This is a genomic window from Rhizobium sp. SRI_017 (genome assembly GCF_057586295.1).
Genome location: NZ_JBYCZP010000014.1, coordinates 156,402 through 182,996, shown reverse-complemented (window position 1 = coordinate 182,996; position 26,595 = coordinate 156,402). Strand labels below are relative to the sequence as shown.

General features: G+C 60.6%; 27 protein-coding genes. 18 read left to right on the top strand and 9 right to left on the bottom strand.

Annotated features, from left to right (window positions below):
- Together AC2YI2_RS26030 and AC2YI2_RS26025 are read left to right on the top strand one after the other, a co-directional pair.
- The coding region (locus tag AC2YI2_RS26030; protein WP_487389428.1) for a porin at positions 1-721 on the top strand (721 nt) is incomplete at its 5' end.
- A gap of 385 nt (positions 722-1,106) precedes the next feature.
- Entirely contained in the window at positions 1,107-2,180 is a 1,074-nt protein-coding gene (locus AC2YI2_RS26025) for a porin (protein WP_487389427.1), read from the top strand.
- Positions 2,181-2,267: 87 nt separating this feature from the next.
- Here the strand turns inward: AC2YI2_RS26025 and AC2YI2_RS26020 are convergent, their stop codons facing one another.
- Both AC2YI2_RS26020 and AC2YI2_RS26015 read right to left on the bottom strand, forming a co-directional pair.
- Positions 2,268-3,137 carry an alpha/beta fold hydrolase gene (locus tag AC2YI2_RS26020; RefSeq protein WP_487389426.1) on the bottom strand — a complete coding sequence of 290 codons (870 nt, stop codon included), beginning with the start codon at positions 3,135-3,137 and terminating at the stop codon, positions 2,268-2,270.
- A 68-nt stretch (positions 3,138-3,205) separates the two neighbouring features.
- Positions 3,206-5,374, bottom strand: a complete 2,169-nt coding sequence (locus tag AC2YI2_RS26015; RefSeq protein ID WP_487389425.1) for a lytic transglycosylase domain-containing protein — start codon at positions 5,372-5,374, stop codon at positions 3,206-3,208.
- Positions 5,375-5,585: 211 nt separating this feature from the next.
- On the opposite strand from AC2YI2_RS26015, the gene dapA reads away from it, so the two are divergent.
- The 3 genes from dapA to AC2YI2_RS26000 all read left to right on the top strand — a co-directional run bounded on the left by dapA (position 5,586) and on the right by AC2YI2_RS26000 (position 8,142).
- Positions 5,586-6,470, top strand: coding sequence for a 4-hydroxy-tetrahydrodipicolinate synthase (gene dapA / locus AC2YI2_RS26010; RefSeq protein WP_487389424.1), 885 nt, complete (start codon positions 5,586-5,588; stop codon positions 6,468-6,470).
- Between the two features lie 29 nt (positions 6,471-6,499).
- The gene (smpB, locus tag AC2YI2_RS26005) at positions 6,500-6,952 is read left to right on the top strand and encodes an SsrA-binding protein SmpB (protein WP_487389438.1); all 453 of its coding nucleotides are present in this window, start codon (positions 6,500-6,502) and stop codon (positions 6,950-6,952) included.
- 83 nt (positions 6,953-7,035) lie between these two features.
- Complete coding sequence (locus tag AC2YI2_RS26000; RefSeq protein ID WP_487389423.1) at positions 7,036-8,142, top strand: mandelate racemase/muconate lactonizing enzyme family protein; 1,107 nt, start codon at positions 7,036-7,038, stop codon at positions 8,140-8,142.
- Between the two features lie 70 nt (positions 8,143-8,212).
- Here AC2YI2_RS26000 and AC2YI2_RS25995 read toward each other — a convergent pair whose 3' ends face one another.
- Positions 8,213-8,791: a LabA-like NYN domain-containing protein gene (locus tag AC2YI2_RS25995; RefSeq protein ID WP_487389422.1), complete on the bottom strand. Its 579-nt coding sequence runs from the start codon at positions 8,789-8,791 to the stop codon at positions 8,213-8,215.
- A 414-nt stretch (positions 8,792-9,205) separates the two neighbouring features.
- Here AC2YI2_RS25995 and rpoZ point away from each other — a divergent pair, with 414 nt between their 5' ends.
- The 13 genes from rpoZ (at position 9,206) to AC2YI2_RS25930 (ending at position 18,869) form a co-directional block, all read left to right on the top strand.
- Entirely contained in the window at positions 9,206-9,607 is a 402-nt protein-coding gene (gene rpoZ, locus AC2YI2_RS25990) for a DNA-directed RNA polymerase subunit omega (RefSeq protein WP_487389421.1), read from the top strand.
- Positions 9,608-9,770: 163 nt separating this feature from the next.
- The gene (locus tag AC2YI2_RS25985; RefSeq protein WP_487389420.1) at positions 9,771-12,008 is read left to right on the top strand and encodes a RelA/SpoT family protein; all 2,238 of its coding nucleotides are present in this window, start codon (positions 9,771-9,773) and stop codon (positions 12,006-12,008) included.
- Positions 12,009-12,076: 68 nt separating this feature from the next.
- A complete protein-coding gene (locus AC2YI2_RS25980) occupies positions 12,077-12,658 on the top strand; it encodes a hypothetical protein (RefSeq protein ID WP_487389419.1) in 582 nt (193 codons plus the stop codon).
- A 36-nt stretch (positions 12,659-12,694) separates the two neighbouring features.
- The gene (locus AC2YI2_RS25975; protein ID WP_487389418.1) at positions 12,695-13,288 is read left to right on the top strand and encodes a hypothetical protein; all 594 of its coding nucleotides are present in this window, start codon (positions 12,695-12,697) and stop codon (positions 13,286-13,288) included.
- Positions 13,285-13,743, top strand: a complete 459-nt coding sequence (locus tag AC2YI2_RS25970; RefSeq protein WP_487389417.1) for a DsrE family protein — start codon at positions 13,285-13,287, stop codon at positions 13,741-13,743. The genes AC2YI2_RS25975 and AC2YI2_RS25970 overlap by 4 nt, the downstream gene beginning before the upstream one ends.
- A 163-nt stretch (positions 13,744-13,906) precedes the next feature.
- The gene (locus AC2YI2_RS25965; protein ID WP_487389416.1) at positions 13,907-14,071 is read left to right on the top strand and encodes a DUF3563 family protein; all 165 of its coding nucleotides are present in this window, start codon (positions 13,907-13,909) and stop codon (positions 14,069-14,071) included.
- Positions 14,072-14,202: 131 nt separating this feature from the next.
- Positions 14,203-14,604: a holo-ACP synthase gene (gene acpS, locus AC2YI2_RS25960; protein ID WP_487389415.1), complete on the top strand. Its 402-nt coding sequence runs from the start codon at positions 14,203-14,205 to the stop codon at positions 14,602-14,604.
- 61 nt (positions 14,605-14,665) lie between these two features.
- Complete coding sequence (gene lepB / locus AC2YI2_RS25955; RefSeq protein ID WP_487389414.1) at positions 14,666-15,454, top strand: signal peptidase I; 789 nt, start codon at positions 14,666-14,668, stop codon at positions 15,452-15,454.
- Positions 15,451-16,179, top strand: a complete 729-nt coding sequence (gene rnc, locus AC2YI2_RS25950; protein WP_487389413.1) for a ribonuclease III — start codon at positions 15,451-15,453, stop codon at positions 16,177-16,179. Before lepB ends, rnc begins: the two co-directional genes overlap by 4 nt.
- 12 nt (positions 16,180-16,191) lie before the next feature.
- A complete protein-coding gene (gene era / locus AC2YI2_RS25945) occupies positions 16,192-17,127 on the top strand; it encodes a GTPase Era (protein WP_487389412.1) in 936 nt (311 codons plus the stop codon).
- A gap of 84 nt (positions 17,128-17,211) precedes the next feature.
- The gene (locus AC2YI2_RS25940) at positions 17,212-17,487 is read left to right on the top strand and encodes a hypothetical protein (protein ID WP_487389411.1); all 276 of its coding nucleotides are present in this window, start codon (positions 17,212-17,214) and stop codon (positions 17,485-17,487) included.
- Positions 17,484-17,765 carry a type II toxin-antitoxin system RelE/ParE family toxin gene (locus tag AC2YI2_RS25935; RefSeq protein WP_487389410.1) on the top strand — a complete coding sequence of 94 codons (282 nt, stop codon included), beginning with the start codon at positions 17,484-17,486 and terminating at the stop codon, positions 17,763-17,765. The genes AC2YI2_RS25940 and AC2YI2_RS25935 overlap by 4 nt, the downstream gene beginning before the upstream one ends.
- Positions 17,766-17,867: 102 nt before the next feature.
- Positions 17,868-18,869 (top strand): glutathione S-transferase family protein, encoded by a 1,002-nt coding sequence (locus AC2YI2_RS25930; RefSeq protein ID WP_487389409.1) that lies wholly within the window; start codon positions 17,868-17,870, stop codon positions 18,867-18,869.
- 2 nt (positions 18,870-18,871) lie between these two features.
- Here AC2YI2_RS25930 and AC2YI2_RS25925 read toward each other — a convergent pair whose 3' ends face one another.
- From AC2YI2_RS25925 to AC2YI2_RS25900, 6 genes are all read right to left on the bottom strand, one after another.
- Positions 18,872-19,975: an acyltransferase family protein gene (locus AC2YI2_RS25925; RefSeq protein WP_487389408.1), complete on the bottom strand. Its 1,104-nt coding sequence runs from the start codon at positions 19,973-19,975 to the stop codon at positions 18,872-18,874.
- 99 nt (positions 19,976-20,074) lie between these two features.
- Positions 20,075-22,375, bottom strand: a complete 2,301-nt coding sequence (locus AC2YI2_RS25920) for a Tex family protein (RefSeq protein WP_487389407.1) — start codon at positions 22,373-22,375, stop codon at positions 20,075-20,077.
- An 88-nt stretch (positions 22,376-22,463) separates the two neighbouring features.
- Positions 22,464-23,465: an anion permease gene (locus AC2YI2_RS25915; RefSeq protein ID WP_487389406.1), complete on the bottom strand. Its 1,002-nt coding sequence runs from the start codon at positions 23,463-23,465 to the stop codon at positions 22,464-22,466.
- Complete coding sequence (locus AC2YI2_RS25910) at positions 23,465-24,109, bottom strand: DUF47 domain-containing protein (RefSeq protein ID WP_487389405.1); 645 nt, start codon at positions 24,107-24,109, stop codon at positions 23,465-23,467. Before AC2YI2_RS25910 ends, AC2YI2_RS25915 begins: the two co-directional genes overlap by 1 nt.
- A gap of 313 nt (positions 24,110-24,422) precedes the next feature.
- Positions 24,423-24,731: a hypothetical protein gene (locus AC2YI2_RS25905; RefSeq protein WP_487389404.1), complete on the bottom strand. Its 309-nt coding sequence runs from the start codon at positions 24,729-24,731 to the stop codon at positions 24,423-24,425.
- Between the two features lie 557 nt (positions 24,732-25,288).
- Complete coding sequence (locus tag AC2YI2_RS25900) at positions 25,289-26,593, bottom strand: diguanylate cyclase (RefSeq protein ID WP_487389403.1); 1,305 nt, start codon at positions 26,591-26,593, stop codon at positions 25,289-25,291.
- Between the last annotated feature and the right edge of the window lie 2 nt (positions 26,594-26,595).

Here is a 26,595-nt window from a genome sequence, read left to right as displayed (position 1 = left end):
CGACTCCGTCGGTGGCGGCAACCAGACTCGCTGGTTCTACTACTTCGGCATCGGCGGTCTCGAATTCGGTCGCTTCGACTCGCCCGGCATCCGCTTCCAGGGCTACGGCGGTCGCACCGATTGGGGTGGTTCGTACGGCGACGAGTGGGATCGTCAGTATGTCAGCTACACCGCGACTTTCGACAGCATCACTGCTTTCGTTGCGATCGAGAACGACCTCTACAACGGCGTGAACTACCGCACTGACCTCAATGGCGACGGCATTATCGATGGCTGGACCCAGAAGGCAAACGACGGCGGCCGCACCTACATGCCGGACGTCTCGGCCGGTGTTAAGTACGCCTTCGGCGACTATGAAGTTGGTAAGGTCATTGGCTACGACGAATCCGACGAATCGTTCGCCATCCGCAAGTGGGTTCGTGGTGACATCGGCATGTTCGGCTTCACCCTCATGGGTTTCTACTCCGACAGCGTCAATAACAGCTTCTTCCATTACGATGGCTTCAGCGGCTTGCTCGGTGTGTCCGCCAAGGTCACCGACACGGTCAGCGTTGCGAAGGACATCCAGTGGTGGGATGACGACTCTTGGCGCGTAATCGGCAACGTTTCCTGGGCTGTTGCTCCGGGCTTCTCGGTCCTGGTTGAAGCTTCCTACGGCGACGGCAAGACGGTTGGCGACAACGTTCGCACCGGCATGCTCCGCTTCCAGCGCTCGTTCTAATTCAAGCTCGACTTGAATGCAGAAGGCCCGGGTTTTCCCGGGCCTTTTTTCGTTTGTGAGCTTGATTTGCGTTCGGCACGCCCATTTCCGCTCGAGCAGGACACTTCTCACTTAACACCATGATTTTGTTAAGTTTTGTTAAGAACTGTTTCTCAAAGGTTTACAACCCGTCGGCCCGCCGGCGATTTGTGCCTTTTCGGTAACAGCAGGTCTTCAAGGCGTGTCCACTGCGGCGCCGCAATGGCATTCCGCATTGCGAAAGGGCGTCGCGGAACTATTATCACCCTCGAAGCAAGGGGACGCCACTGCTTCGGGACGGACAGTGGGGGACTGACCGTTATCGACTGAAATATCTGACCGCTTCTAACATTCACTGGAGTTCAAAATGAACATCAAGAGCCTTCTCCTCGGCTCCGCCGCTGCCCTGGCAGTGGTTTCCGGCGCACAGGCTGCCGACGCTGTTGTCGCTGCTGAGCCTGAGCCGATGGAATATGTCCGCGTCTGCGACGCCTACGGCACCGGCTTCTTCTACATTCCCGGTACCGAGACCTGCCTTAAGATCGGCGGTCAGCTCCGTTTCGAAAAGAACTACGAAAAGGCCAAGCATTCGAAGGCTTACTACGAGTGGCACACTCGTGGCCGTATCGAAGTTGAAGCCAAGAACGATTCCGAGTGGGGCACTGTCTACTCCTGGATCCGTCTGCAGGGCGACAGCTACAACAATACGGCTGACGTCTCCGGCGGCAACCAGACGCGTTGGTGGTACTACTTCGGCATCGGCGGTCTTGAATTCGGCCGTTACGACGCGCCGGGCACTCGCTTCCAGGATTACGGCGGTCGCACCGATTGGGGTGGTTCGTACGGCGAAGACCACGACCAGCAGTATGTGAGCTACACCTTTAATTACGACGCCTTCTCCGCTTTCGTTGCGATCGAAAACGACCTCGTCAACGGTGATAACTACAATTACGGCGTCGACACCAATGGTGACGGCATCCTCGACACCACCGTTCTGAACCAGAACAAGGCTGACGGCGGCCATACCTACATGCCGAACGTCTCGGCTGGTATCAAGGGCACCTTCGGTGATTACTCGGCCGGCGCCTTCATCGGCTACGACGAGTCCGAAGAGTCGGTCAACATCCGTAAGTGGGTCCGTGGCGACATCGGCATGTTCGGCTTCACCGTCATGGGCCTGTACTCGGATAGCATCAACAACGAGTATTTCCACTACGATGGCTTCAGCGCGATCGTGGGTCTCTCGGCAAAGGTCACGGATACCGTCTCCATCGCCAAGGACATCCAGTGGTGGGATGACGACTCCTGGCGCGTGATCGGCGACGTCAGCTGGGCGGTTGCTCCTGGCTTCTCCGTCCTGCTCGAGGCCTCTTACGGCGACGGCGACTCGGTCGGCGACGACGTTCGCACCGGCATGCTCCGCTTCCAGCGCTCGTTCTAATTCAAGCTCGACTTGAATGCGAAAGGCCCGGGTTCTCCCGGGCCTTTTTGTTTTTGCTCGGCGTCGTGTGTCGCGGAGCAGGGCCGTCTAAGGATGGTCCAGAAAATCCGCGACTGCACCGGCAAGGCCGGACAGATGGAGCAGGGGTGCGTGACCTTGCCCTGGAACAGTGATCGCCTGCGCCCTGCCATGCCGTTGCAGCATTTCCTCGACGGTCCTGAACGATAGCAGCGACGAATTCTCACCCCTGACAATGAGCATCGGAATCGAAAAGAGGTTTGCGAATTGCTCCCAGAGGTCAGGGGGCGGCTGGCTGAAATCCATAGCCTTGAGCGGTTCGACCAGCTTCGGATCATAGTCCGGCACAATCTTTCCATCGACTTCGCGGAAGATCGTGTCAGCCATCTCGGCCCAATCCTCGTCGGTGAGGAGTGTGAAGTCATCCCCATGTGTGGCCTTCAGCGCGCGCGCCGCCTGGGCAAAGTCCCTTGGCTCCGGCCGCGCCGAGAGATACTCCCGAATACGTCGCAGGCCTTCGACCTCGATCACCGGGCCCACGTCGTTCAGGACAACAGATCGGACGAGACCGGGCGCCAGGACGGGCAGAAAGTGCAGGATCAAACCGCCACGCGACGTCCCGATAAAGTCGGCCTCGGTGATTCCCAGATGAGTGAGTGCCTGAAGCGCATCCTGCCCCTCGCGCAGAAGATTGTAATTCGCCGGGTTCGGATCCCAGCCCGAGAGCCCGCGGCCGCGATAGTCGAGCGTGATCACCCGCCGGCCGCGCGCCGCCAGGATCACCGCAAGCTGGTGGAAATCCCGGCTGTTGCGCGACAGTCCGGCGAGGCAAACCACGGGCCGCGATCCGGTGCTGCGGCCGCCATAGATGCGGCCATGGAGATCAATGCCGTCGTCGGCGTTGAAGCGAAAGGGTTGAAAGTCGTCACTATGTTGCATCGGCTGTCCTGCTGGCTCCTCTGCCAGCAAAGGCAATCCGCATACTCAGGTCAAGCCGTCACCGGCGATCATTTGCCTGCGGTGATGTCGGCGACAATATCCGCCTTCTGATCCAGCAGGATCTTGTAGACCTGATAGTTCTCCATCACCCGCTGCACATAGTCGCGCGTCTCGGTGAAAGGAATGCGCTCGACCCAGTCGACGGCCGCGTCGACGTCCTTGCCGCGCGGGTCGCCATAGCGCTTGATCCACTGATCGACGCGGTTCGGCCCGGCATTGTAGGCAGCAAAGGTCATGATCAAGGAGCCGCCGAATGTGTCGATCTGCTCGCCGAGATAATGCGAGCCGAGCGTCGCGTTGAAGGCCGGATCCTCGGTCAGCTTCTCCTCGGCATAGGCCATCTTGTACTTGCTGGCGACGCGCTTTGCAGTCGATGGCAGCAGTTGCAGCAGGCCCTTGGCATTGGCCGGCGACACCGCCTGTGGGTTGAAGGCACTCTCCTGCCGCGCGATCGCGTAAGCGAGCGCCTTGCCGGCGCCGGAAATATCGGCGGTTTCGGGAATGGCGCCGAGCGGGAAGGCGGCAAGGCCGGGATCATGGCCCTGGCGCAACGCCGTCTTGCCGATGGCCAGCGCCAGAGTCGCGCCATGATCCTTCAGCGCCTTCTCCGCCAGAAGCTGGAGCTCGACCGGCTTCTGAAGCGATGCGGCCAGCGCAAGATAGAGCCGCCGTGCCCGCGATTCCTCGCCAGCCTTTTCCATCAGCGCGATCGCAATGATCTCTGGCCGCGCGGAAAATGCGAGGCGATCTGCATCGGTCACCGTGTAAACGGCGCCGGGCGCCACCATGTCGCCGAGGCGGGCGGCCGCGAGCTGGCCATAAAAGGTCGCCGGGAAATGTGCCGCCTGCCGGAAATAGGTGTCTGCCTTCGGATCCTTCCGCTTCACAGCTGTCCGGCCGAGCCAGTAGAGTGCGCGCGACTGGTCATGTGCCTTCGGGCTCGCCGCGAGCAGGGCCCTGAAGTGCTTTTCCGCGGCCTTGGTGTCCTTGAGCCCCCTGAGCGCATACCAGCCGGCATGGAACTCGGCTTCGACGATATCGGCCGGTTCAGTCGCAAGATGCGCAGCCGCGAGCTTGTAGGCGCGCTTGGCGTCGCCTTCGTCGAGCAGGCCGCGGCTGACGATGCGCGCCTCGACCCACCACGCGGCGGGATCGACGCGTTCGTCGGAGTTCTTTGGTGCTGCTTCCAGTAGCTTGGCCGCGCCGGCATAGTCCCGGACCTGCCGCTTGCGCTTGATCTGCAGATAGAGATAGCTCGCGTCCTTCTGCCAGGACGCGTCGACGGCCTTGATCAGTTTGTCGGCCGCCTTGGTCTTCTTGCCGACAGCGACGAAGGCCTTGTAGAGCGACTGTGCTTCGGCGAGCTCGGCAAAGCGCGCGGCGTCGTCATAGCGCTCCTTGTAGAGCAGGAATTCCATCCGCCGCCTGTGATCATCCTTGGTCAGCAGTGTGCCGAATTCTTCGCGGATCTTGTCCTCGGTCGCCTTGTCCATCCGCTCGTTGATCCAGAAGGAGCGGATCACATTCGTGGCGCGGCCCTTGTCGCCGGTGGCGATCGCCGCCCGAGCAAGAATGATCGTGCCGTCTGCCGTCGTGGGTCTGGCGCTGCCGAATTCGGTGATGATGAGATTGGAGGAGGGGTTCTCGCGATAGAGAGCCTCTTCGAGATTTTCCTTGAGGATCGATTGTCCCGGCCAGTCTGACAGCTGCGCCCGCGCTTCCGCGATCATCTTGGAAGGCACGGCCAACTGTCCCGAAACGGCAATCGCCCAGGTCAGTGCCTGCCACTCGACGGAATTGGGTTGAATGCGGTCTCGGTAAGCGATCGCCTCGAGGCTGTCGCGGCCGGAGAGCGCGGAGATGCCTGCGAGGAATGTCTCGCTTGGTTCCGGCATCGGCGTCGGCTCGATGATTTCGACGGGTGCTTCGACGATGGGGTCTGCCGACGCGACGAGTGAGGAGGTATCGTCGAGTGCTACCCGATCAGCCTTGGCCTCATCCTTCTCGTCCGCCTGAACGGGGAGGCTCGTTACCCTCTTGATGGGCTCAGGCGCCAGTTTGACCGTGACGGTCGCTGTGGCGAGCGGCTCGGACGGCGCCGCGCGTAGGCCGAGCACGGCAAAGACGCCGAAGCAACCGGCAAGCACGACCAGAAAAGCAATGACACCCTGCTTCATGACCCCCGCTCCGCGGCCAGACCCTCGGACGAGTCTGTTCCCTCATGCTTAAAGACTGGTAAAAACTGCAGTTTTTGTCTTTTCTCTCGCCTCAAAGACGACTAAACAACCCGCTTGCCGCTCTGTGCGGTCCTCTATAATGTCGCGTTTCCGTAAATGAGGAATGCGGCCAAAGCATGGGCTGGGACGCATGCCCGATCAGGAGTTTCTTATGTTCAAGGGTTCCATTCCCGCGCTTTTGACACCGTTCAAGGACGACGGCAGCGTCGATTACGACGCGTTTGCCGCTCATGCGGAATGGCAGATCAAAGAAGGCAGCACTGGTCTGGTGCCCGTCGGCACGACGGGTGAGTCCCCCACGCTCTCCCATGAAGAGCACAAGCGGGTGGTGGAAGTCTGCGTCCAGACGGCGAGCAAGCGCGTGCCGGTGATCGCCGGCGCCGGCTCGAACAATACTGTCGAGGCGATCGAACTCGCCCGCCATGCCGAGAAGGTCGGCGCAGACGCGCTGCTCGTCGTAACCCCCTATTATAATAGGCCGACCCAGAAGGGCCTGCTCGCGCATTTTTCGGCCATCGCCGAGGCGGTCAGCCTGCCTATTATCATCTACAACATTCCGGGTCGCTCGGTGGTGGACATGTCGCCGGAGACGATGGGCAAGCTCGCCCACGGCTACAAGAACATTGTTGGCGTCAAGGATGCGACCGGCAAGATCGAGCGCGTGTCCGAACAGCGCATTACCTGTGGCAAGGATTTCGTCCAGCTCTCGGGCGAGGACGCATCGGCGCTCGGCTTCAACGCCCATGGCGGCGTCGGCTGTATTTCGGTGACCGCCAATGTCGCCCCGCGGCTCTGCGCCGAATTCCAGGCCGCGACTCTGGCTGGCGATTATGCCAGGGCGCTCTCTTATCAAGACCGCCTGATGCCACTACATAAGGCTATCTTCATGGAGCCGGGTGTGATCGGTTCCAAGTATGCGCTCAACAAGCTCGGCCGCATGAGCCGCACGGTCCGCTCGCCGTTGACCCGGGATCTTGATGCGCCGACAGAGACCGCGATCGACGCGGCACTCAAGCATGCGGGATTATTGAACTGAAAACGACCCACAAGGGCAGGGCGACGACGATCCGCAAGATAGTTGCGGAGAACCGTAAGGCCCGCTTCAATTATGAGATCATCAACACCTACGAAGCCGGTATCATGCTGACCGGCACGGAGGTCAAGTCGCTGCGCGAGGGCAAGGCGAATATCGCAGAGGCTTATGCCTCCGACGAGAATGGCGAGATCTGGCTGATCAATTCCTATTTGCCCGAGTATCTACAAGCCAACCGCTTCAACCACGCTCCGCGTCGGCCGCGCAAACTGCTGCTGTCAGGCAAGGAGATCAGCCGGATGCGTGTCGGGATTTCCCGCGAAGGCATGACACTGGTTCCGCTCAAGATCTATTTCAACGATCAGGGCCGGGCGAAGATCGAGCTTGCCCTCGCCAAGGGCAAGAAGCTGCACGACAAGCGCGACACAGAAAAGAAGCGCGACTGGGATCGCGAAAAGGGTCGGCTGCTCCGGGATCGCGGCTAACGTCCGCGCATCGCGTCCTGGCTTGCGCGCGGTGGCGATTTCGGCTCATTATGTAATTACATAATGAGCAACGGAGCCACACCATGAAGATCGAACAGATCAGGGCATTCAGAATGCTGCAGCCCTTCGTCGATGGGCCGTATCGCATGTCCAAGGGCCGTGTCGCGAATGCTTTCGACTCCGTCATCGTCGAGATATCGGCTGGCGGCATCATCGGCTGGGGCGAAATGGCGCCGCTCGGCACCTTCTATTCCGCGGCCTTTGCGGCCGGCACCGAGGCTGGCGTCAGGGAAATCACCCCGCATCTGCTCGGCCACGATCCACGCGCGCTCACGCAACAGACCAGACTGATGGACACCGTCTTCAAGGGTCATCCCTACATCAAGTCGGCTATCGACATGGCACTCAATGACCTCACGGCCCGCGCCGCCGGCGTCCCGCTCGTCACCATGCTGGGTGGACAGGAAGGCGAGACGACCGAACTCTACAAGGTCGTCACACATGGCGAGCCCGATGCCATGGCGAAGAACGCGGTGAAATATGTCGCCGACGGCTATCGGCGCCTGCAGGTCAAGGTCGGTGGCGATGTGCGCGGCGACATCGATCGCGTGACGGCCGTGGCCGCCGCCGTGCCTCGCGGCACGGTGATTTTCTGCGATGCCAATGCTGGCTGGACACCGTTCCAGGCACGGCAATTCGCCGACCAGACCCGCGATATCGACTATGTCTTCGAACAGCCCTGCGTCACCATCGACGACAATCTCTCGGTGCGCCGCTCGGTCGACAAGCCGATGGTGTTGGACGAAAGCGTGCAGTCGCTGGAAGACCTGCTCGACATCCACCGCAAGGGCGTCGCCGACGGTGTTACGCTCAAAATCTCGCGGCTTGGCGGCGTGTCGCGCACCCGCCAGTTGCGCGACCTTGCGGTCGACCTCGGCCTCATGGTGACGGTAGAGGACACGGGCGGCGCGGAAATCGACACGGCGGCGATGGCCCATCTCTCGCTCTCGACGCCATCAGAGAAGCGGCTTCACGCCATTGCCTTCCATGAATGGGTGACGGTTCGCACGGCGCGCAACGCCCCGCCGGTGTATGGCGGCTCGCGCATGGGCCTGCCCGAGGGCAATGGACTGGGCATCGACGTCGATCCGGAACTGATCGGCAGCCCCTTTCTCGACATCAGAATCTAGTTCGATAAGCCAAGCAGGTGCCAGTATAGTCTGGCGTCTGCATCGGCGTCAAACTATTGCCAGAGTATAATCAGGTGTCGATTTCATCGTGTACGGGTTCCACCTGGCGTGGTGGGCGCTCTGAGGGATCGCGGCCAACTTCGGCCTTCAGGGTAACGAGATCGATGAAATGATCCGCCTGGCGGCGCAGGTCGTCGGCAATCATTGGTGGTTGTGTCGACATAGTTGATACAACGGACACTTTCTTCCCCTTGCGTTGCAGCGCCTCAACCAATGTCGTGAAATCGCCATCGCCTGAGAAGATCACCAAGTGGTCTACAACCTGCGACTGCTCCATCGCGTCGATCGCCAGTTCGATGTCCATATTGCCCTTGATCTTGCGGCGTCCCAGCGAATCCGTGAATTCCTTCGCGGGTTTGGTGACGACCTTGTAGCCGTTGTAATCGAGCCAATCGATCAGCGGCCGGATCGAGGAATATTCCTGATCCTCGATCAGGGCGGTATAATAATAGGCCCGGAGAAGATAACCGCGCTTTTGAAAGGCCTTGAGGAGCTTGCGATAATCGATGTCGAAGCCCAGGCTTTTCGATGCTGCGTAGAGATTGGCGCCGTCAATGAAGAGAGCAATTTTCTCGCGAGGATCGAACATGAATATTCCCTTTAAGTTGCGATGAAAGGGTTGTCGTCAATATACTCTTCATTCGCAGTGGTTATAACCTGAGAACAACTCACATATTTCATGAATCATTCATATTCGGAATCCCTTAGATCAAACCTTCAAGAATTCCAAGGACAATGTCATGCCCTTCTCTTGGGGGACTGGAGATTCGTCAGGAAATTCACATTAGTCCACCGAAATCAGACATATCTATTCTTTGGTTTACGTACCTCAGGCGGGTTCCGCGATCCGCCGGCACCTAACGCAAAAGGGCGGACAAAGTTCCACGATGGTGATTTGGAATTGTCCTTTTTGCCCTTGACGCCAACAAAGCCTTGAATTTGCCCTGAGGAAACTGTAACGCGTGCGGCTTGACTCCCTATTCTGACAATATGAAGGACTGCAATGGCCCGCGTTACCGTTGAGGATTGCATTGACAAGGTGGACAACCGGTTCGAGCTGGTGCTCCTCGCCAGCCATCGCGCCCGTCTGATCTCCCAGGGCGCGCCGATCACCATCGACCGTGACAACGACAAGAACCCTGTCGTGGCGCTGCGCGAAATCGCCGACGAGAGACTCGCGCCCGAGGATCTCAAGGAAGACCTGATCCACTCGCTGCAGAAGCATGTGGAAATCGACGAGCCCGAGCCCGACGCCTCCACTCTCATTTCCTCTGAGGAAAAGAGCGAGACGGTGGACGAGGACGACGACGCGCCGGAAACGATCAATTTCGACCAGATGTCGGAAGAAGAGCTGCTCGCCGGTATCGAAGGCCTCGTGCCGCCGGAAAAGAACGACGACTACTGATCGCAGATTTTGGCTCCTCATTTGATGGAGCGGCATTGTGCATTGCGAGGCGCCGGTCTTATGATTGGCGCCTTATTTGTTTTCCGAGCAATTCCAGCAGAAGTGCGAAGTGGTTTTTGCGTTCGGAATTGCGGCGAAACATACCGACCGGAGCAGACTTTCAATGATGCGGCAATACGAGCTCGTCGAGCGGGTTCAGAAATACAAGCCGGACGTCAATGAAGCACTGCTGAACAAGGCCTATGTCTACGCCATGCAGAAGCATGGCCAGCAGAAGCGGGCCAGCGGCGACCCCTACATTTCCCATCCGCTCGAAGTCGCGGCCATCCTCACCGACATGCATCTCGACGAGTCCACCATTGCGGTGGCGCTCCTGCACGACACGATCGAGGACACGTCTGCCACGCGCGACGAAATCGACACTCTCTTCGGCGAGGATATCGGCCGGCTGGTCGAGGGTCTCACCAAGATCAAGAAGCTCGATCTCGTCTCGCGCAAGGCCAAGCAGGCAGAGAATCTCCGGAAGCTGTTGCTCGCCATTTCCGACGATGTCCGCGTCTTGATGGTCAAGCTCGCCGACCGTCTGCACAACATGCGCACCCTCGGTCACATGCCGCTCGAAAAGCGCGCGCGCATCTCCGAGGAGACGATGGATATCTATGCGCCGCTCGCCGGCCGCATGGGCATGCATGACATGCGCGAGGAACTGGAGGAACTTTCCTTCCAGAACCTCAATCCCGACGCCTACGAGACAATCCGCCAGCGCCTCGCGGATCTCTCCGAGAAGAATGCCGATCTGATCAAGAACATCGAAAACGAGCTCACCGAGCTCCTGGCGCAGAACGGCCTCAAGAATGCGATCGTCAAGGGTCGCCAGAAGAAGTCCTATTCGGTCTTCCGCAAGATGCAGTCGAAATCGCTGTCTTTCGAGCAGCTGTCGGATGTCTGGGGTTTCCGCGTCGTCGTCGATATGGTGCCGGAATGCTATACGGCGCTCGGCATCATTCACAGCCGCTGGCGTGTCGTCCCGGGCCGGTTCAAGGACTATATCTCGACCCCCAAGCAGAACGACTACCAGTCGATCCATACGACGATTGTCGGTCCGGCCCGCCAGCGTATCGAGCTGCAAATCCGCACCCGGCGCATGCATGACATCGCCGAATACGGTATTGCCGCGCATACGCTCTACAAGGACGGCACCAATGTCGCTCCGGGCGGCGCCGAGGTTCGCCAGTCCGACGCGTACAAGGGCCTGCGCACCACGATCGAGTCGCTCGCCGAGGGCGACAACCCCGAAGAGTTCCTCGAACATACCAAGCTCGAACTGTTCCAGGACCAGGTCTACTGTTTCACCCCGAAGGGCAAGCTGATCGCGCTGCCGCGCGGCGCGACGCCGATCGATTTCGCCTATGCCGTCCATACCAATGTCGGTGACACCTGCGTCGGCGCCAAGATCAATGGCCGCATCATGCCGTTGGTCACGCGGCTGGCGAATGGCGACGAGGTTGAGATCATCCGTTCCGGCGTGCAGGTGCCGCCGGCGGCCTGGGAAGAGATCGTCGTGACCGGCAAGGCCCGCTCGGCGATCCGGCGGGCGACGCGGCTCGCGATTCGCAAGCAGTATTCCGGCCTCGGTCAGCGTATCCTCGAACGCACCTTCGAGCGCACGGGAAAACTGTTTTCCAAGGATATGATGAAGCCCACCGTCCACCGCCTCGGCCACAAGGAGGTAGAGGACGCCATCGCCGCTGTCGGGCGCGGGGAGCTCTCCTCGCTCGATGTGCTGAAAGCCGTATTTCCCGACTATCAGGATGAGCGCGTCACCTCGCGTCAAGCGATGGAGGAGGGGTGGTTCAACGTCCGCAGCGCCCAGGGCATGATGTTCAAGATCCCCGAAGGTCAGAAGTCCCGGCTTGAGTCCGAACCGGAAGCCAGCGAGGAGGAGACTGCGCAGAGCCATCCGTTCCGTGGCCTCGGCGGCGATATCGAAGTCCGATTCTCGCCCTCAGGCGCTGTGCCGGGCGATCGCATTGTCGGCATCCATGACGGCAAGCAGGCGATCACTGTCTATCCCATCCAGTCGCCATCGCTTTCGAAGTTCGACGAACAGCCCGAGCGCTGGATCGATATCCGATGGGACCTCGACGAAGCAAACAAATCACGATTCCATGCCCGCATCATCGTGACCGCGATCAACGAGCCCGGTACGCTCGCAACCATCGCCCAGACCATCGGCCTGGCCGACGTCAACATCTCCATCCTGACCATGATCCGCGTCGCCCCCGATTTCTCCGAAATGGAGCTCGAACTCGAAGTCTGGGACCTCAGACAGCTGAGCCATCTGCTGGCGCAGCTCAACGATCTCGACTGTATCTCGACGGTCAAGCGCGTCTTCGACTGAATAGAACTCGCCCGCTGCGCGTTTCCGGCATAGACTTCGCCGTGTTCATCGAAAGTCGGGGCTTCGCCATGCGGATTCTTCTTGCGTCCATCGCTCTTCTCGCCGCGGCCATTCCCGTCTCCAGCCATGCCGGCGGTCCATCGGATGTCGTCAAGATTTTCGGGCGTGATCCCGGTGCTGATGGAGCCCATGCCTGCTTCGTTCGCCGCTACACCAAGGCGCATCTCGCCTCGCATCCCGATCAGAACGTCACCACCATGCTCGCCTATGTCGGCAAGCAGGAAGGTCCCGACCCTTACTACAGCGTCAGCCTTCAGGTGAATTTCCGTCAGCTCAACAAGCCGTTCCAGGTGTCCGGCAGTTGCAGCCAGAATGACAAGGGCGCGCTCGCCTGCGGCGTTGAATGCGATGGTGGCAGCCTGAGCGTCCGAGTCAAGAATGAGCAGTCGATCCTCGTCGACATTCCCGAAAGTGTCCGCCTCTTCGATCCCTCGGCCGGCGACGAATCCGCCGATCTTCCCAAGGGCGCGCGCTTCGGGTCGGATGACAAACTCTTCCGCCTCGACCGCACGGAACTGAGCGACTGTGCTCCCGTCATCTATGACGAGGAGATCAAGGCCAAGGTCGTCAGCGGCGCTATCACGCACTGATTTGTAGCCGTCCGCGCGCTTCAAGGAGGAAGCAGCATGCGTCTTGCATCGATAGCAGTTTTCGCCACCCTTTTCGCCGCACCGGCCATGGCCGGCGATCTCGCTGCGGAAAATCTGTTCGGCCGCGATCCGGGCAACAATGCCGCCTATGCCTGCTTTTCAAAGACCTTCGACGAAGCCTGGCTGAAAGCCAATCCCGAGCAGAACGTGACGAAGCTGACGGTCTTTGTCGCCCGTCGAAGCGGCGAGGATGGCATCTGGCACACCGGCAATATGCAAATGCATTTCCGGGACAGCACCGCCATTTATCAGGTGTCGGCGGACTGCAGCAGCGAGGGCGCCGCGCTCAACTGCGGCATCGATTGCGATGGCGGCGGCTACAAAATGACCACGATCTCGAAATCGGAACTCGGCATCATCGCTGACGGCTACATGCGCTACTACGATATCGCCGAGCAGCCGACGGGTTCCAAGACCGATGGCTTCAAGCATGGCGACAAGAACCTGACTGTCCAGCGCACCGATCTCAACGATTGTCTGCCGCTCGTTGCCGATGACGAGATCAAGGCGAAGATCGCCAAGGGCGACCTCACGCAATATTCCAGATCCTATGGAAGGAGCACGACATGACTCTGTCCCGCCGATCCCTGCTGTTCCGCCTCTTTCCCGGTCTCGCCGGCAGCGCCGCAGCGGCAGCCGTGCCGGCTGTCGCCTCGGCCGCGGCCACCGACAATATCCAGAAGGTCGTCTACCACCTCTCGGAGCCGACACGGATCAATTTCGTGATGGGCAATATCAAGAACCACATTGCCGGCAAGGGTGGACCTGACAAGGTCAAGATTGTGCTCGTCATCCATGGCCCGGCGCTTGAGGCCTTCGCCAAGACGAAGTCGACGCCGGATATGAAGGTGCAGATTCAGGGCCGGGCGGATGACGGCGTGTCCTTCGTCGCCTGCGGCAATACGATCAAGTTTCTCAAGCTTGCGGCTGTCGACATGCCCGACGGCTTCGATATTGCCGAGGAAGGCGGCGTCACCCGCATCGCCGATCTCCAGGCCGAGGGCTATATCTATCTTCGCCCATGAAAATGGCACATTGCTGCCACCCATGCCATAATATTAAGCGAATATGATGGAGGTATGCGATTTGCGCATATTAGAAACCCGGCATCGATTATTGTGCATTGCAATAAACAGACTATCTTATCCGTTGAGAGAAGGGAGGATGTGAAAGAGAAAAGGAAGAACCATGTTTGGTTATGTTTCGAAGATTGCCAGCAAGCTGCGTGCCCCCACGACTGAGCAGCGCGAGCTTGCCTACCTGAACCAGAGCGTCGATCGCGTCGACCTCGAATACCGCCAGCGCCAGATCGATCGCGGTATGTTTCGTCAGCGCGGCAACGGCTTCTTCTAAGCCGGATCGGAGTAGAACTCCAGAACACCAGGCTGGCATCCGTGCCGGCCTTTATTTTTGCCTTGCGGCTACCCATCTCCAGCATTCACGGATAAAGGCGCTGACAACAAGCGCGAATCCGGAGGAGTGGCATGATCATTGGCATCGGCAGCGACCTGATCGACATCAGGCGCGTGGAGAAAACCCTCGAACGCTTCGGCGAGCGCTTCACCAACCGGTGCTTCACCGAGATCGAGCGCGCCAAGTCCGATCGCCGGAAGAACCGCGGCGCCTCCTATGCCAAGCGTTTCGCTGCCAAGGAAGCCTGTTCCAAGGCGCTCGGCACCGGTCTTTCCATGGGTGTTGCCTGGCGCGAAATGGGCGTGGTGAACCTTCCGAGCGGCAAGCCGACCATGCAGCTCACCGGCGGCGCGGCGAAACGTCTCGATTCCCTGCTGCCAGCTGGTCACAAGGCGCTGGTTCATGTGACAATCACCGACGATTTTCCACTCGCTCAGGCCTTTGTCATTATCGAGGCGCTGCCTGAAACGTGAGCGGTTGCCGGATTGCCGGGAAACAGCTAGAGAATTCTCCCCAATTGACCATGAGGAATGAATGAGCGTGTCCGACCAGAATAAGCCGGCAGAAAAGAATGCCCTTTGGGAAACAATCGTCGTCCTCTTCCAGGCGTTCCTGCTGGCAGCTGTGATCCGCACCGTTCTCCTCCAGCCCTTTACCATCCCGTCCGGGTCGATGATGCCGACGCTGCTGGTGGGCGACTATCTGCTGGTCAACAAATTCGCCTATGGCTATTCGCGCTATTCGCTGCCGCTCTATAATCCTGACTGGTTCGAAGGCCGCCTGTTCGGCGGCACGCCGACGCGCGGCGACGTCGCTGTCTTCCGCTACCCGCCCAATCCTTCGGTCGACTACATCAAGCGCGTGATTGGCTTGCCGGGCGACAAGATCCAGGTGCGCGACAGCATTCTCTATGTGAACGACAAACCCGTCCCTCGTGTCGCCGAGGGTGCGTTCTCCTCGGATACGTCGGATACCGCAGGCGTCGGTGTCCAGCACAGCATGGATTCCTACAAGGACGTGCCGATCTATCGCGAGACGCTCGACAGCGGCGCGAGCTACCAGACGCTCGACCTCGGCGGTGGTGAGGGCGATAACACGCCTGTCTTCAACGTGCCGGAGAAGCATTATTTCATGATGGGCGACAATCGCGATAACTCCTCCGACAGCCGCTTCGCCGATGCCGTTGGCTATGTGCCGGAAGAAAATCTCGTCGGTCGCGCGAGCTTCATTATCTTCTCGCTCGGCAATGAAACGCCATTCTTCCAGGTCTGGAAGTGGCCGACCAACCTGCGCTACGACCGCTTCTTCAAGGGCATCAAATGAGCCGCGGCAAAGGCCTTTCCGATACGGAGCGGGAGGCACTTGAGGGGCTGATCGGGTATACGTTCGGAGATCGGGACAGATTGCTTCGGGCGATCACGCATTCCTCTGCGCGAATCGGCAAGGCGGCCAATTACGAGCGGCTGGAATTCTTGGGCGACCGTGTGCTCGGTCTCAGCATCGCCGAACTTCTCTTCACCACTTTCCGCAACGCCGGGGAGGGCGAACTGTCGGTGCGGCTCAACCGTCTCGTCTCGGCCGATACCTGCGCCGAGGTCGCCGACGAACTCGGCCTCTACAAGTTCGTGCGAACCGGCGCGGACTTGAAGAAGATCACCGGACAGCGCATGAAGAATGTCCGTGCCGATGTGGTCGAAAGCCTGATCGCCGCGATCTATCTCGACGGGGGATTGGAGGCTGCGCGCGGCTTCGTGCTCCGCAACTGGACGGATCGGGCGATATCGCCGGCATTGATGCGACGCGACGCCAAGACCGAATTGCAGGAATGGGCGCATCAGAGATTTGGCTTCGCGCCGAACTACCGCATCGAAGATCGAAGCGGGCCCGATCACGCGCCGGAATTCACCGTCGTGGTCGAGATCGAGGGCATTGCGCCCGAACGCGGCTCCGACCGCTCGAAACGTGCCGCCGAACAGGTCGCGGCGCAGAAAATGCTTGAGCGGGAAGGCGTCTGGGTGCCTGATGATCCCGCGACCGCAGCTGATTGATTGGAAGAACTCATGACCGAGACTGAAACCGGCCCCAGCACTGGCACTGGGAGCGCCCCGACCCGCTCCGGCTTCGTCGCCATGATCGGCGCCACCAATGCCGGCAAGTCCACACTGGTGAACCGCCTTGTCGGAGCAAAGGTGACCATCGTCTCCCACAAGGTGCAGACGACGCGCGCCATCATCCGCGGTATCGCCATCGAGGACCGGACGCAGATCGTCTTCATGGACACGCCCGGCATCTTCAAGCCTCGCCGTCGTCTCGATCGCGCCATGGTCACCACGGCCTGGGGCGGCGCCCGCGACGCCGACATCATCCTCTTTCTCATCGACAGCGAGCGCGGCTTGAAGGGCGACGCCCAGATGATCCTCGATGGCCTGAAGGAAGTCCGCCAAACCAAGATCCTCGTCCTTAACAAGGTCGATCGGGTGAACCCCGAAGACCTGCTGAAGCTCACGCAGGCGGCCAATGAGGTCGTGGATTTCGAAGCCACCTTCATGGTCTCCGCGTTGACAGGTTCGGGTTGCGACGACCTGATGCGCTACCTCTCGCAGACGCTTCCCGAGGGCCCCTGGTACTATCCGGAGGACCAGATCTCCGACCTGCCGATGCGCCAGCTCGCCGCCGAGATCACCCGGGAAAAGCTTTTCCTCCGCCTTCACCAGGAGCTTCCCTATTCCTCGCATGTCGAGACCGAGAAGTGGGAAGAGCGCAAGGATGGCTCGGTCCGCATCGAGCAGACGATCTACGTGGAGCGCGAAAGCCAGAAGAAGATCGCGCTTGGCAAGAACGGCGACGCGATCAAGTCGATCTCCACCGCTGCTCGCAAGGAAATCTCCGAAATCCTCGAGCAGACCGTTCACCTCTTTCTCTTCGTCAAGGTGCGCGAAAACTGGGGCGACGACCCGGCCCGTTTCCGCGAGATGGGGCTCGATTTCACGCCCTGACGGTTGCATGTCGTCGGTGTTTCGCGAATTCCGCTTGTCTCGTCGGATCGATCTGCTATCCTGAAACAAAAGGAGAACTTCGGCATGTCGAACGATCCGAAGGGTTTCGAGGAGAATCCGCAGCTGCCGCTCTCGGCGGAGGATGACGAGGGAAATGTCATCGACGAGAGCATTTGGGGTCCGCAAAGGGTTCTGACGGCAGAGGAGCAGGCGGATTATGACGCGTGGCTTCGCAAGAAGGTCAGTCGCTCGATGGCGAGCATTGCCGATGGCACGGCAGTCTTTAAATCTCACGAGGATGTCGTGAATGATATGAAGTCCTATCTCGACCAGCTCGATCGCAAGGCTGGCATCCGGTGATCGATTGGCTTACGGAAGCGCAGATCGAGTTCAAGCATCACATCGCATACAGTCATCAGCATAATCCTCGCGCGGCGAGCAAGATTCAGGCGGAAGTCATTCGCCGTGTGGCCTCGCTTGAGCGTTTTCCCCGATCGGCTCGTATCGGACGGCAGGCGGCTTCGCGCGAACTGGTCGTTACAGGCACGCCCTATGTCGTGATCTACGCGATCGATGGCGACGTCATCCAAATTCTGCACGTAGTTCACACCTCGCAGCAATGGCCGCCCGAGGAATGACGTCAGCGCGTTCCCGTTGACGGTCCGTCAAGTGCCGCCTGCATTGAATCCTTCCGGGATTTCCATCATTTGAATGTCAGGTTCTTTTGATCGAGGTCGACAATGCCGCAGCTTGTAAACGGAAAATGGGTGAGCGACGACGTCGCGGCATCCGAAATGAAGGACGGCGCGTTTCATCGTGAGCCGACCAAGTTCCGCAACTGGCTGACGGCGGATGGCGGGCAGGGCCCCGACGGCCAGTCAGGCGTCAAGGCCGAGGTTGGCCGCTTCCAGCTCTTCGTCTCCTATCTCTGCCCCTGGGCCTCGCGGACCCTGATGATGCGCAGCCTCAAGGGCCTGACCGAGATCATCCCGGTCGCCATCACCGAACCCGGCATCGGCGAGAATGGCTGGGAATATGCAGAGCCACAGGACGCGGGCGACAAGATCGCGCCGATCAGGTTTCAGCACCAGCTCTACACTGCGAGCGAGCCGACCTATACCGGCAAGGTCTCCGTGCCTGTCCTCTGGGATCGCAAGGAAGGCCGGATCGTCAACAACGAATCCGCCGATATTATCCGCATGCTGAACACTGCCTTCGACGGCATCACCGGTGATCGGCGGAATTTCTATCCCGAACAGTTGAGACCGGTCATCGATGAGTGGAATGCGCTGATCTACGACACGCTCAACAACGGCGTCTATCGCGCCGGCTTCGCCAAGAAGCAGGCGGCCTACGAGGAAGCGGCGCTCGGCGTCTTCGCGACGCTCGACACGCTCGAATCGCATCTGGCGAAGAGCCGCTACGTCGCCGGCGAATATTTCACCGAGGCCGACATCCGCGCCTTCGTGACGCTCATTCGCTTCGACGCCGCCTATCACGGCGCCTTCAAATGCAACATCCGTCGTCTCTCGGATTATCCCCACATTTCCGGCTTTGTCAGGGAGATCTACCAATGGCCTGGCATCCGCGAGACGGTGCGGATCGACCAGATCAAGCGGGGCTACTATTCGATCGCCCATATCAATCCGACCAGGATCGTGCCGCTGGGGCCGGAGCAGAATTTCGATGCGCCGCACGGACGAAGCGGGCTGGCGGGCAAGGGCGTGTTCGAGCGCGGCTGATGTCAGGCGGCGTTCTGCGCGGGCTTCTTTTCCTTACGGGTGAGGTTGTGCAGGACGTTCGTCGTAGGCTTCTCGATGATACGGTGGATCACAAGCCCGATCACCGTCACCACGAGGAAGCCGACAAGCGCCGTTACTTCGGCCGCGCCGTGCCCAAAACCGGCCGCGACGAGCTTCCGGAGCATCAGACCGACGAGCGGATAGAGGAAGATCAGGTGGAAGAGGTAAATGGAATATGAGCCGTCGCCGACATGGATCCACCATTTCGGCCAGGTGATCCCGGAATCGATATTGAGCAGGCCGATAAAGATCAGCAGGCTCGGAACGCCGCGATAGAGCGCACGCAGATAACCTTCATTCGGCAGCCACGCGAAGGCAGCCATGAGGACAATTCCTCCGATGATGGCCGCTGTTGGAGGCACCATTGCCAGCCGCCCGCTCATGAAGAGCCTGGCGGCCACCGCGCCGAACAGGAATTCGAAGAGGATGGGATTGCCGAGAAAGGCATTGACCACGGTTCCTCCGGGCACCGCCGCACCGGCGAGGAAGAGCACGACAAGGATCGCCGATATGGTCGGCACGAGCGCGCTACGGCCAACCGCCAATGCAAGCGCGAAAACCAGATAGAAGAGAATCTCGTAATTCAGCGTCCAGCCGACGCCGAGAATCGGCTGAAGGTCACCGGCGGCATTGAAGGACGGTATGAAGATGAAGCTCAGCAGCCGGAGCGGCGAGGCGTCGAACGGCAGTTCGCGGCCTTGGGACAGCCGCACGGCGATGTTGAGGCAGAGATACAGGCCGGTCGCCAGGATGTACATTGGCCAGATTCGGATGGCCCTCTGCAGCACGAAGTTGCCGATCGATCGACGCCCCTCGACATAGGGCGTCGAGATATAGACCATCAGGAAACCGCTCAGGATGAAGAAGAGATCGACGCCCACGGCGCCCAGCTCAATCATCGCATGGTTGGTAAGGAAAAGCGGCTCCGGCAGGTTGAGGTCGGGGTTGGCGTTGACGGTCACGGCCCGCATCGCATGATGCGCGACGACCGCGAGTGCGGCGAAGGCGCGAAGCGACTGCAGTGAAGGAATTGGGGTGCCTGACATTTGCGCCGGCCTCCTTGCTTCATTCGACAAGGCGTCACTATGGACCCGACCCGGCCACCCAAGTCAACATGCTGCGTCGCAAAATGCGTGTGCGCCGCACTATTTCTTCTTCATGGCTTCGGCCAGCGCCGCGCCGAATGCGCCCTGGCTCGGTGCCTGCGGCTTGGACTGCATCTGCTTCGGAGCCGGCGCGGCAGTGCTGCGCCGCTCCTCCCGCGGCTCGCGTGGACCCGAGGCCTGCGCCTTCATCGAAAGCGCGATGCGCTTGCGCTTGGGATCCACCTCGACCACTCGGACCTTCACGATCTGGCCGGCCTTGACCACCTCGTGCGGATCCTTGACGAAGCGGTCGGCGAGTTCGGAGACATGGACCAGGCCATCCTGGTGCACCCCGATATCGACGAAGGCGCCGAAGGCGGCGACATTGGTCACCGTGCCCTCGAGCATCATCCCGGGGCGCAGGTCGGAAATCTCGTTCACGCCCTCGGCGAAGGTGGCGGTCTTGAATTCAGGGCGCGGGTCGCGGCCGGGTTTTTCGAGCTCCGCGATGATGTCCTTCACCGTCGGCAGGCCGAATTTCTCGTCGATGAACTGACGCGGGTCGAGCTTTTTCAGTGCCACGCTATCGCCCATCAGCGTGCGCAGATCGCGGCCGCAGGCCTCGACGATCTTGCGCGCCACGCCATAGGCTTCCGGATGCACCGACGAGGCGTCGAGCGGTTCCTTGCCGTCGGTGATCCGGAGAAAGCCTGCGCATTGCTCGAACGTGCGGGCGCCGAGGCGCGGCACTTTCATTAGATCCTTGCGTGACTTGAACGGACCGTTTTCGTCGCGGAACGCAACAATCGCCTCGGCGATCGAGCCGCCGACGCCGGAGACTCGCGATAGCAGCGGCGCCGAGGCGGTATTGAGATCGACCCCGACGGCATTCACCGCATCTTCCACCACGCCATCGAGCGAGCGGCCGAGCTTGCCCTGGTCGACATCGTGCTGATACTGGCCGACGCCGATCGACTTCGGCTCGATCTTCACCAGTTCGGCAAGCGGATCCTGCAGGCGCCGGGCGATCGAGACCGCACCGCGCAGCGACACGTCGAGCTTGGGGAATTCCTGCGCCGCGAGTTCAGAGGCCGAATAGACCGAGGCGCCAGCTTCGGAAACAATGACCTTGGTCGGCTTCGGCGCCGGCAGCTTGGCAATCAGGTCGGCGGCGAGCTTTTCCGTCTCGCGGCTGGCCGTGCCGTTACCGATGGCGATCAGCTCGACATTGTGCTTGCGGATGAGCCGGGCGATCTCGGCCTGCGCGCCGATCAGGTCGTACCTCGGTTGGAACGGGTATACGGTCGTGGTGTCGAGCAGCTTGCCGGTGGCATCGACGACGGCGACCTTGACCCCGGTGCGGATGCCGGGGTCAAGGCCGATCGCTGTGCGCGTGCCGGCGGGGGCCGCGAGCAGCAGGTCCTTGAGATTGCGGGCGAAGACACGGATCGCCTCTTCCTCGGCGCGCTCCTTCATCTCGCGGATCAGGTCGAGCGACAGCGAAGGCGCGAGCTTCACCCGCCAGGCCCAGCCAGCGACCTCGCGCAGCCAGGTGTCGCCGGCGCCGTTGGTCCGGGTCTCGAGTGCGGCGGCAACGATGCTTTCGGACGGATTGACGGGTGAGGTGTCGGTGGCATCGACCTCGATCGTCACCGAAAGCACTTCCTCGTTCCAACCGCGCAGCATGGCCAGAACGCGATGGCCCGGTGCCTTGGACCAGGCTTCGCGATGATCGAAATAATCGGAGAATTTTTCTGCATTCTCCTTCTTGGCATCCGCGACCTTGGCAACGAGTTCGGATTTCTGGTGCATATGGTTGCGCAGGCGGCCGAGCAGCGCGGCATTCTCGGAGAGATCCTCGGCAATGATATCGCGGGCGCCTTCCAACGCGGCCTTCACATCTGCGACCTCTTCCTTCACGAAGGGGCCAGCGAGGCTCTGTGGCGAGGCGGCGCGATTGGCGAGGATCTGCTCGACGAGGTCGCCAAGACCGCGCTCGCGGGCGATCTGGGCCCGGGTGCGGCGCTTGGGCTTGTAGGGCAGATAGATGTCTTCGAGCGCAGACTTTGTGTCGGCGGCGTGGATCTGCCGCTTGAGCTCATCGGTCATCTTGCCCTGGCCCTCGATCGAATCGAGGATCGTGTCGCGCCGGGCTTCCATCTCGCGCAGATAGACGAGCCGCTCCGCGAGCGTGCGGAGCTGGGTATCGTCGAGCCCGTCCGTCGCTTCCTTGCGATAGCGGGCGATGAAGGGAATGGTCGCGCCTTCGTCGATCAGCGCCACCGCTGCCGTCACCTGCTGTGGCCGGGCGTTGATCTCGCTGGCAATCGTGGCGGCAAGGCGGGTCATATTTGCGGGCATCGGCATTCCTCAAATCAGGTTGCCGGAAGATAGTCCCGGAATGCGAAAAGGGAAGGGCGGAGCAGCGATTTGCACAGGCGCGGCCAGATCAGAACATAGACGTGATGAAATAGAACGTCGCCGAAATCAGTGCAGCCGAGGGCAGCGTAACGATCCAGGCGATCAGGATATTGCTGGCCAGTCCCCAGCGTACCGCGGAGACGCGCTTGGCCGCGCCGACGCCGACGATTGCGCCGGTGATCGTATGCGTCGTCGAGACCGGAATGCCGAGCCATGTCGCGCCGAACAGGGTGAGCGCGCCGCCTGTCTCGGCGCAGAAGCCCTGCATCGGGTTGAGCTTGGTGATCTTGGACCCCATCGTATGCACGATGCGCCAGCCACCGAACAATGTGCCGATGGCCATAGCCGCCTGGCAGGAGATCACCACCCAGAAGGGGACGTGAAAGGTGCTGCCGAGATAGCCTTGCGAGAAGAGCAGCACGGCGATGATGCCCATGGTTTTCTGCGCGTCGTTGCCACCATGGCCGAGCGAATACATCGAGGCGGAGATGAACTGTAGGATTCGGAAGGTCTTGTCGACGGCAAAGGGTGTCTGGCGGACGAAGATCCAGGAGACGACGAGAACGAGGAAGAGCGCCAGAAGGAACCCGATCATCGGCGACATGAAAATGGCGAGCACCGTCTTGAAGACGCCGGAGAAGACGATGGCCGAACCACCGGTCTTCGCAACGCCCGCACCGATGAGCCCGCCGACCAGCGCATGCGACGAACTCGACGGAATGCCGAAGATCCAGGTGACGATGTTCCAGATGATCGCGCCCATCAGTGCTGCAAAGATCACCTGCGGGGTGATTATGCCGGGATCGATTATGCCCTTGCCGATGGTCTCCGCGACATGCAGGCCGAAGAACAGGAAGGCGATGAAATTGAAGAAGGCTGCCCAGGCCACGGCATATTGCGGCCTCAGTACCCGCGTCGAGACGATGGTGGCGATGGAATTGGCCGCGTCATGCAGGCCATTGAGGAAATCGAAGAACAGTGCAACGCCAATCAGAGCGATAAGCAGGGGGAGGGCGAGCGTCGCTTCCATCAGACGTTCTCGATCACGATGCCGCTGATCTCGTTGGCCACGTCTTCGAACCGGTCGACCACCTTCTCAAGCTCGGAATAGATCTCGCTGCCGATAAGATAGGCCATCGCATTGCCGTTGCCATGCGCCCGGAAGAGGTCCTTGAGGCCCTGCTCGTAGAGTTCGTCGGAGCGACCTTCGACGCGAGTGACCTCTTCGGCGATTGCCGTGAGCCGCGCCGAATTGCTGCCCATCTTGTCGAGCAGCGGGATTGCCTCGGAGATCAGGCGCGCGGCTTCCGCGATCAGCACACCCATTTCCTTCATGCCGGGATCGAAGGTCTTCTGTTCGAAGCGGCGCAGCGTCTTGACCGTCTTGTGCATCATGTCGATCGCGTCATCCATCGACTGGATGAGATCCTTGATATCGCCGCGGTCAAAGGGCGTGATGAAGCTGCGGCGCACGGCGAGCAGAACCTCGCGGGTGATGTCGTCCGCTTCGTTCTCAAGATCGACGATCTTCCGGCAATGGGCCTCGATATCGCCCTGGCCACCGAAGATGTCGCGCATCGCATCGGCCGCGCCCTGCACCACGCGCGCATGCCGTTCGAAGAGATCGAAGAACTTGTCCTCGCGCGGCATGAGTTTCTTGAACAGGCTGATCATGGGACGGTCCATTTTATGGTTGTCATAAAACTGTCATAAAGGCCGTCGAGTTGCAGCAAAAGTGCGGGATGGTCAAGGGTTGGCGGAAAGCTGTGGAGAGCAGGGCGCTCCGCGGTTCTGGGTCTCAGCTAGCGACGCGCTGGAGCTTGTTCCAACATTTGCGGATTAATCTCCAGGCCCGGCACACACCTCCCCGCTCACGCGAGCCGATCCGCCCCGTGGCTTGACCATGAAGGCCTTCCCGATCGCTCCGCTATCGCATGGGATATCGGCAGGGGCACGGCATGTGACGTCGTGCGCCTGGATGGTCTCGCTAGACCTCCTGGATTTTGCGGGATTCGGCTGCGCCCGCCACCCTCCCAGCGAGCGCCCAGTAGACGAGGCCGGACAGGCATCCTCCGATGAAGAAGAGGCCGGCCATCTCGAGATTTGGCTTGTTGTCTTGGGCGGCAATCAGAACCTGCGGCTGCAAGGAGATGCCCGCGCCGAGCACGTAGTAATACCACCGCCGCAGGCTGAGGAATTCGCCGACGGTGATGACCACGGTGGCGGGTATGAACGTGGCATAGGCGGCAAATACCGCGACGACGAAAATGGTCGTGGGATGAAGCATGCCGATCATGAATTTCAGGTCGCCGCTGAACAGGAAGAGCGGAATATGCGGCACGCAGCAGGAAGGAGATAGGCGCCCAGTATCCGGGCCAGTCGCTTCAGCATTTTTCCGACATCTGCTCGGTCTTTGCGGTGCCTGGATACTGCGCCGCGCGAGAGCCGACGGATCGTACGTCGATCTGCGCCGCCATCAGGACGGACTCCATCGGCAATTCCGGGGAATAGGTGGGTTCGGGGGAAGCGACAGGGTCGGCCAATCCTCGTAGATCTTGTTGATCAAGCGGATCGAGCCGCTCAAAACCACGACCCATATTGCGAGACCCGCAAGGGTCAGGGAGAGGCCGTATTCGGCAAGCGCCCATTCGGTGATGCGGAACCCCAGGCACATCATGGCGATGGACAAGAACGCAACTGCGTAAAGGCAGCTCAGTGCGACTCTAAATCGCGTGGGCATGAATGTAGCTCCGGTTTCAACCGGGATTCCTTTAGCGATTTATGCTTGATCAGGATGTGCCGTGGGTAACTTGTGGCAGACGCGCGGCCGCAGCGGCCTCGCTGGCCGAGAGCCTAACAGCAGATCCTATTTCGACCGGCGTGCTTGGCCGCATAGAGCGCTTCGTCGGCGCGGGAGATGGTCTGACCGAGTTCCTCGTCGCCGCATCGTGTGGCGAGGCCGCCGCTGACGGTGACGTGCAGTGAGCCGCCTGATATCGCGAAGTCGCGGCCATCAATGGCGGCGCGGATGGCTTCGGCCGCCTCGGCTACGGGGCGGGCTGGGGTGTCGGTCAGCAGGGCGACGAATTCTTCGCCGCCGAAGCGCGCGAAAAGGCCATCCTCACCGATCGCATCCGAGCAGCGCAGGGCGAATTCCTGGAGCACGACGTCGCCGGCCGTGTGGCCATGGCGGTCGTTGATCGCCTTGAACTCATCGAGGTCGAGGACCAGCACGGCAAGGGACTGGTCGGCTTCTCCGGCATAGCGTTTCTCCGCCTGCTCGAAGAAGCGGCGGCGGTTCATGATGCCGGTCAACGGATCGATCTCCGAGAGGCGCTTGAGCTCGCGGGCGGCGGCGCGTTCCGAAGTGACGTCGAGATAGAGGTTGACGTTGAAATTGCCGACCGTGCGGTGGCGGAACTGAATGGTCCGGTCCTGCCCGCTGGCGGTCCTGACCTCGAGGTCGAACGGGGTCATTTCTCGGTCCTCGGCGCGCGCCTTGGCCAGTTCGCCCTCCCATGTCGACCGGGCGAACAGGCGATATTCCGGGTCGGGATAGGCAAGCCGCCACCAATCCTCGATGCTGGCGATCTCGTCCTGCGAATAGCCGAAAAGCGCGCTGAACTGCGAATTGGCGAACTGGATCTGCTCGTCGTAGCTCGCGATCTCGAAGCCGAAGGGCAGCCAGTTCAGCATGTCGATGATCTTTTCCTGCCAGCCGGCAAGCGCGACAGAACCCTGGGGCGGGGCGTCCATCAGCGTGAAGAGCCGGAGTTCCTCATGCTCGACGACGATTTTCGACACCTGCACCATCAGCAGGCGCTCGAGGCCCAAGACCTGGGCGCGAACGAGGAAGGGCTCGCCGGTCACGCCGATCGGGGCATTGGTCCAGATCTGGCCCAGCAACTGGTTTGCTTCGGGGCCGACGAGGTCGGTGAGCGGCTTGCCGTCGAGTTCTTCGGCCGGCATCCCGAACATCATCTCGGCTGCGCGATTGCCCGAGCGTGCGATGAGGTTGCGGCGTTCGACGACGAGGAGGGGCGAGCCGACGGCATTGATCCAGAAATCGAGTTCGTCGCGTGTCTTGCCCTGCGGAAAACGCTCCGGGGAGGTTTCGTCCGCATCAGGTTCCGGACGCTGCTTTGACCACGCGCTCATAA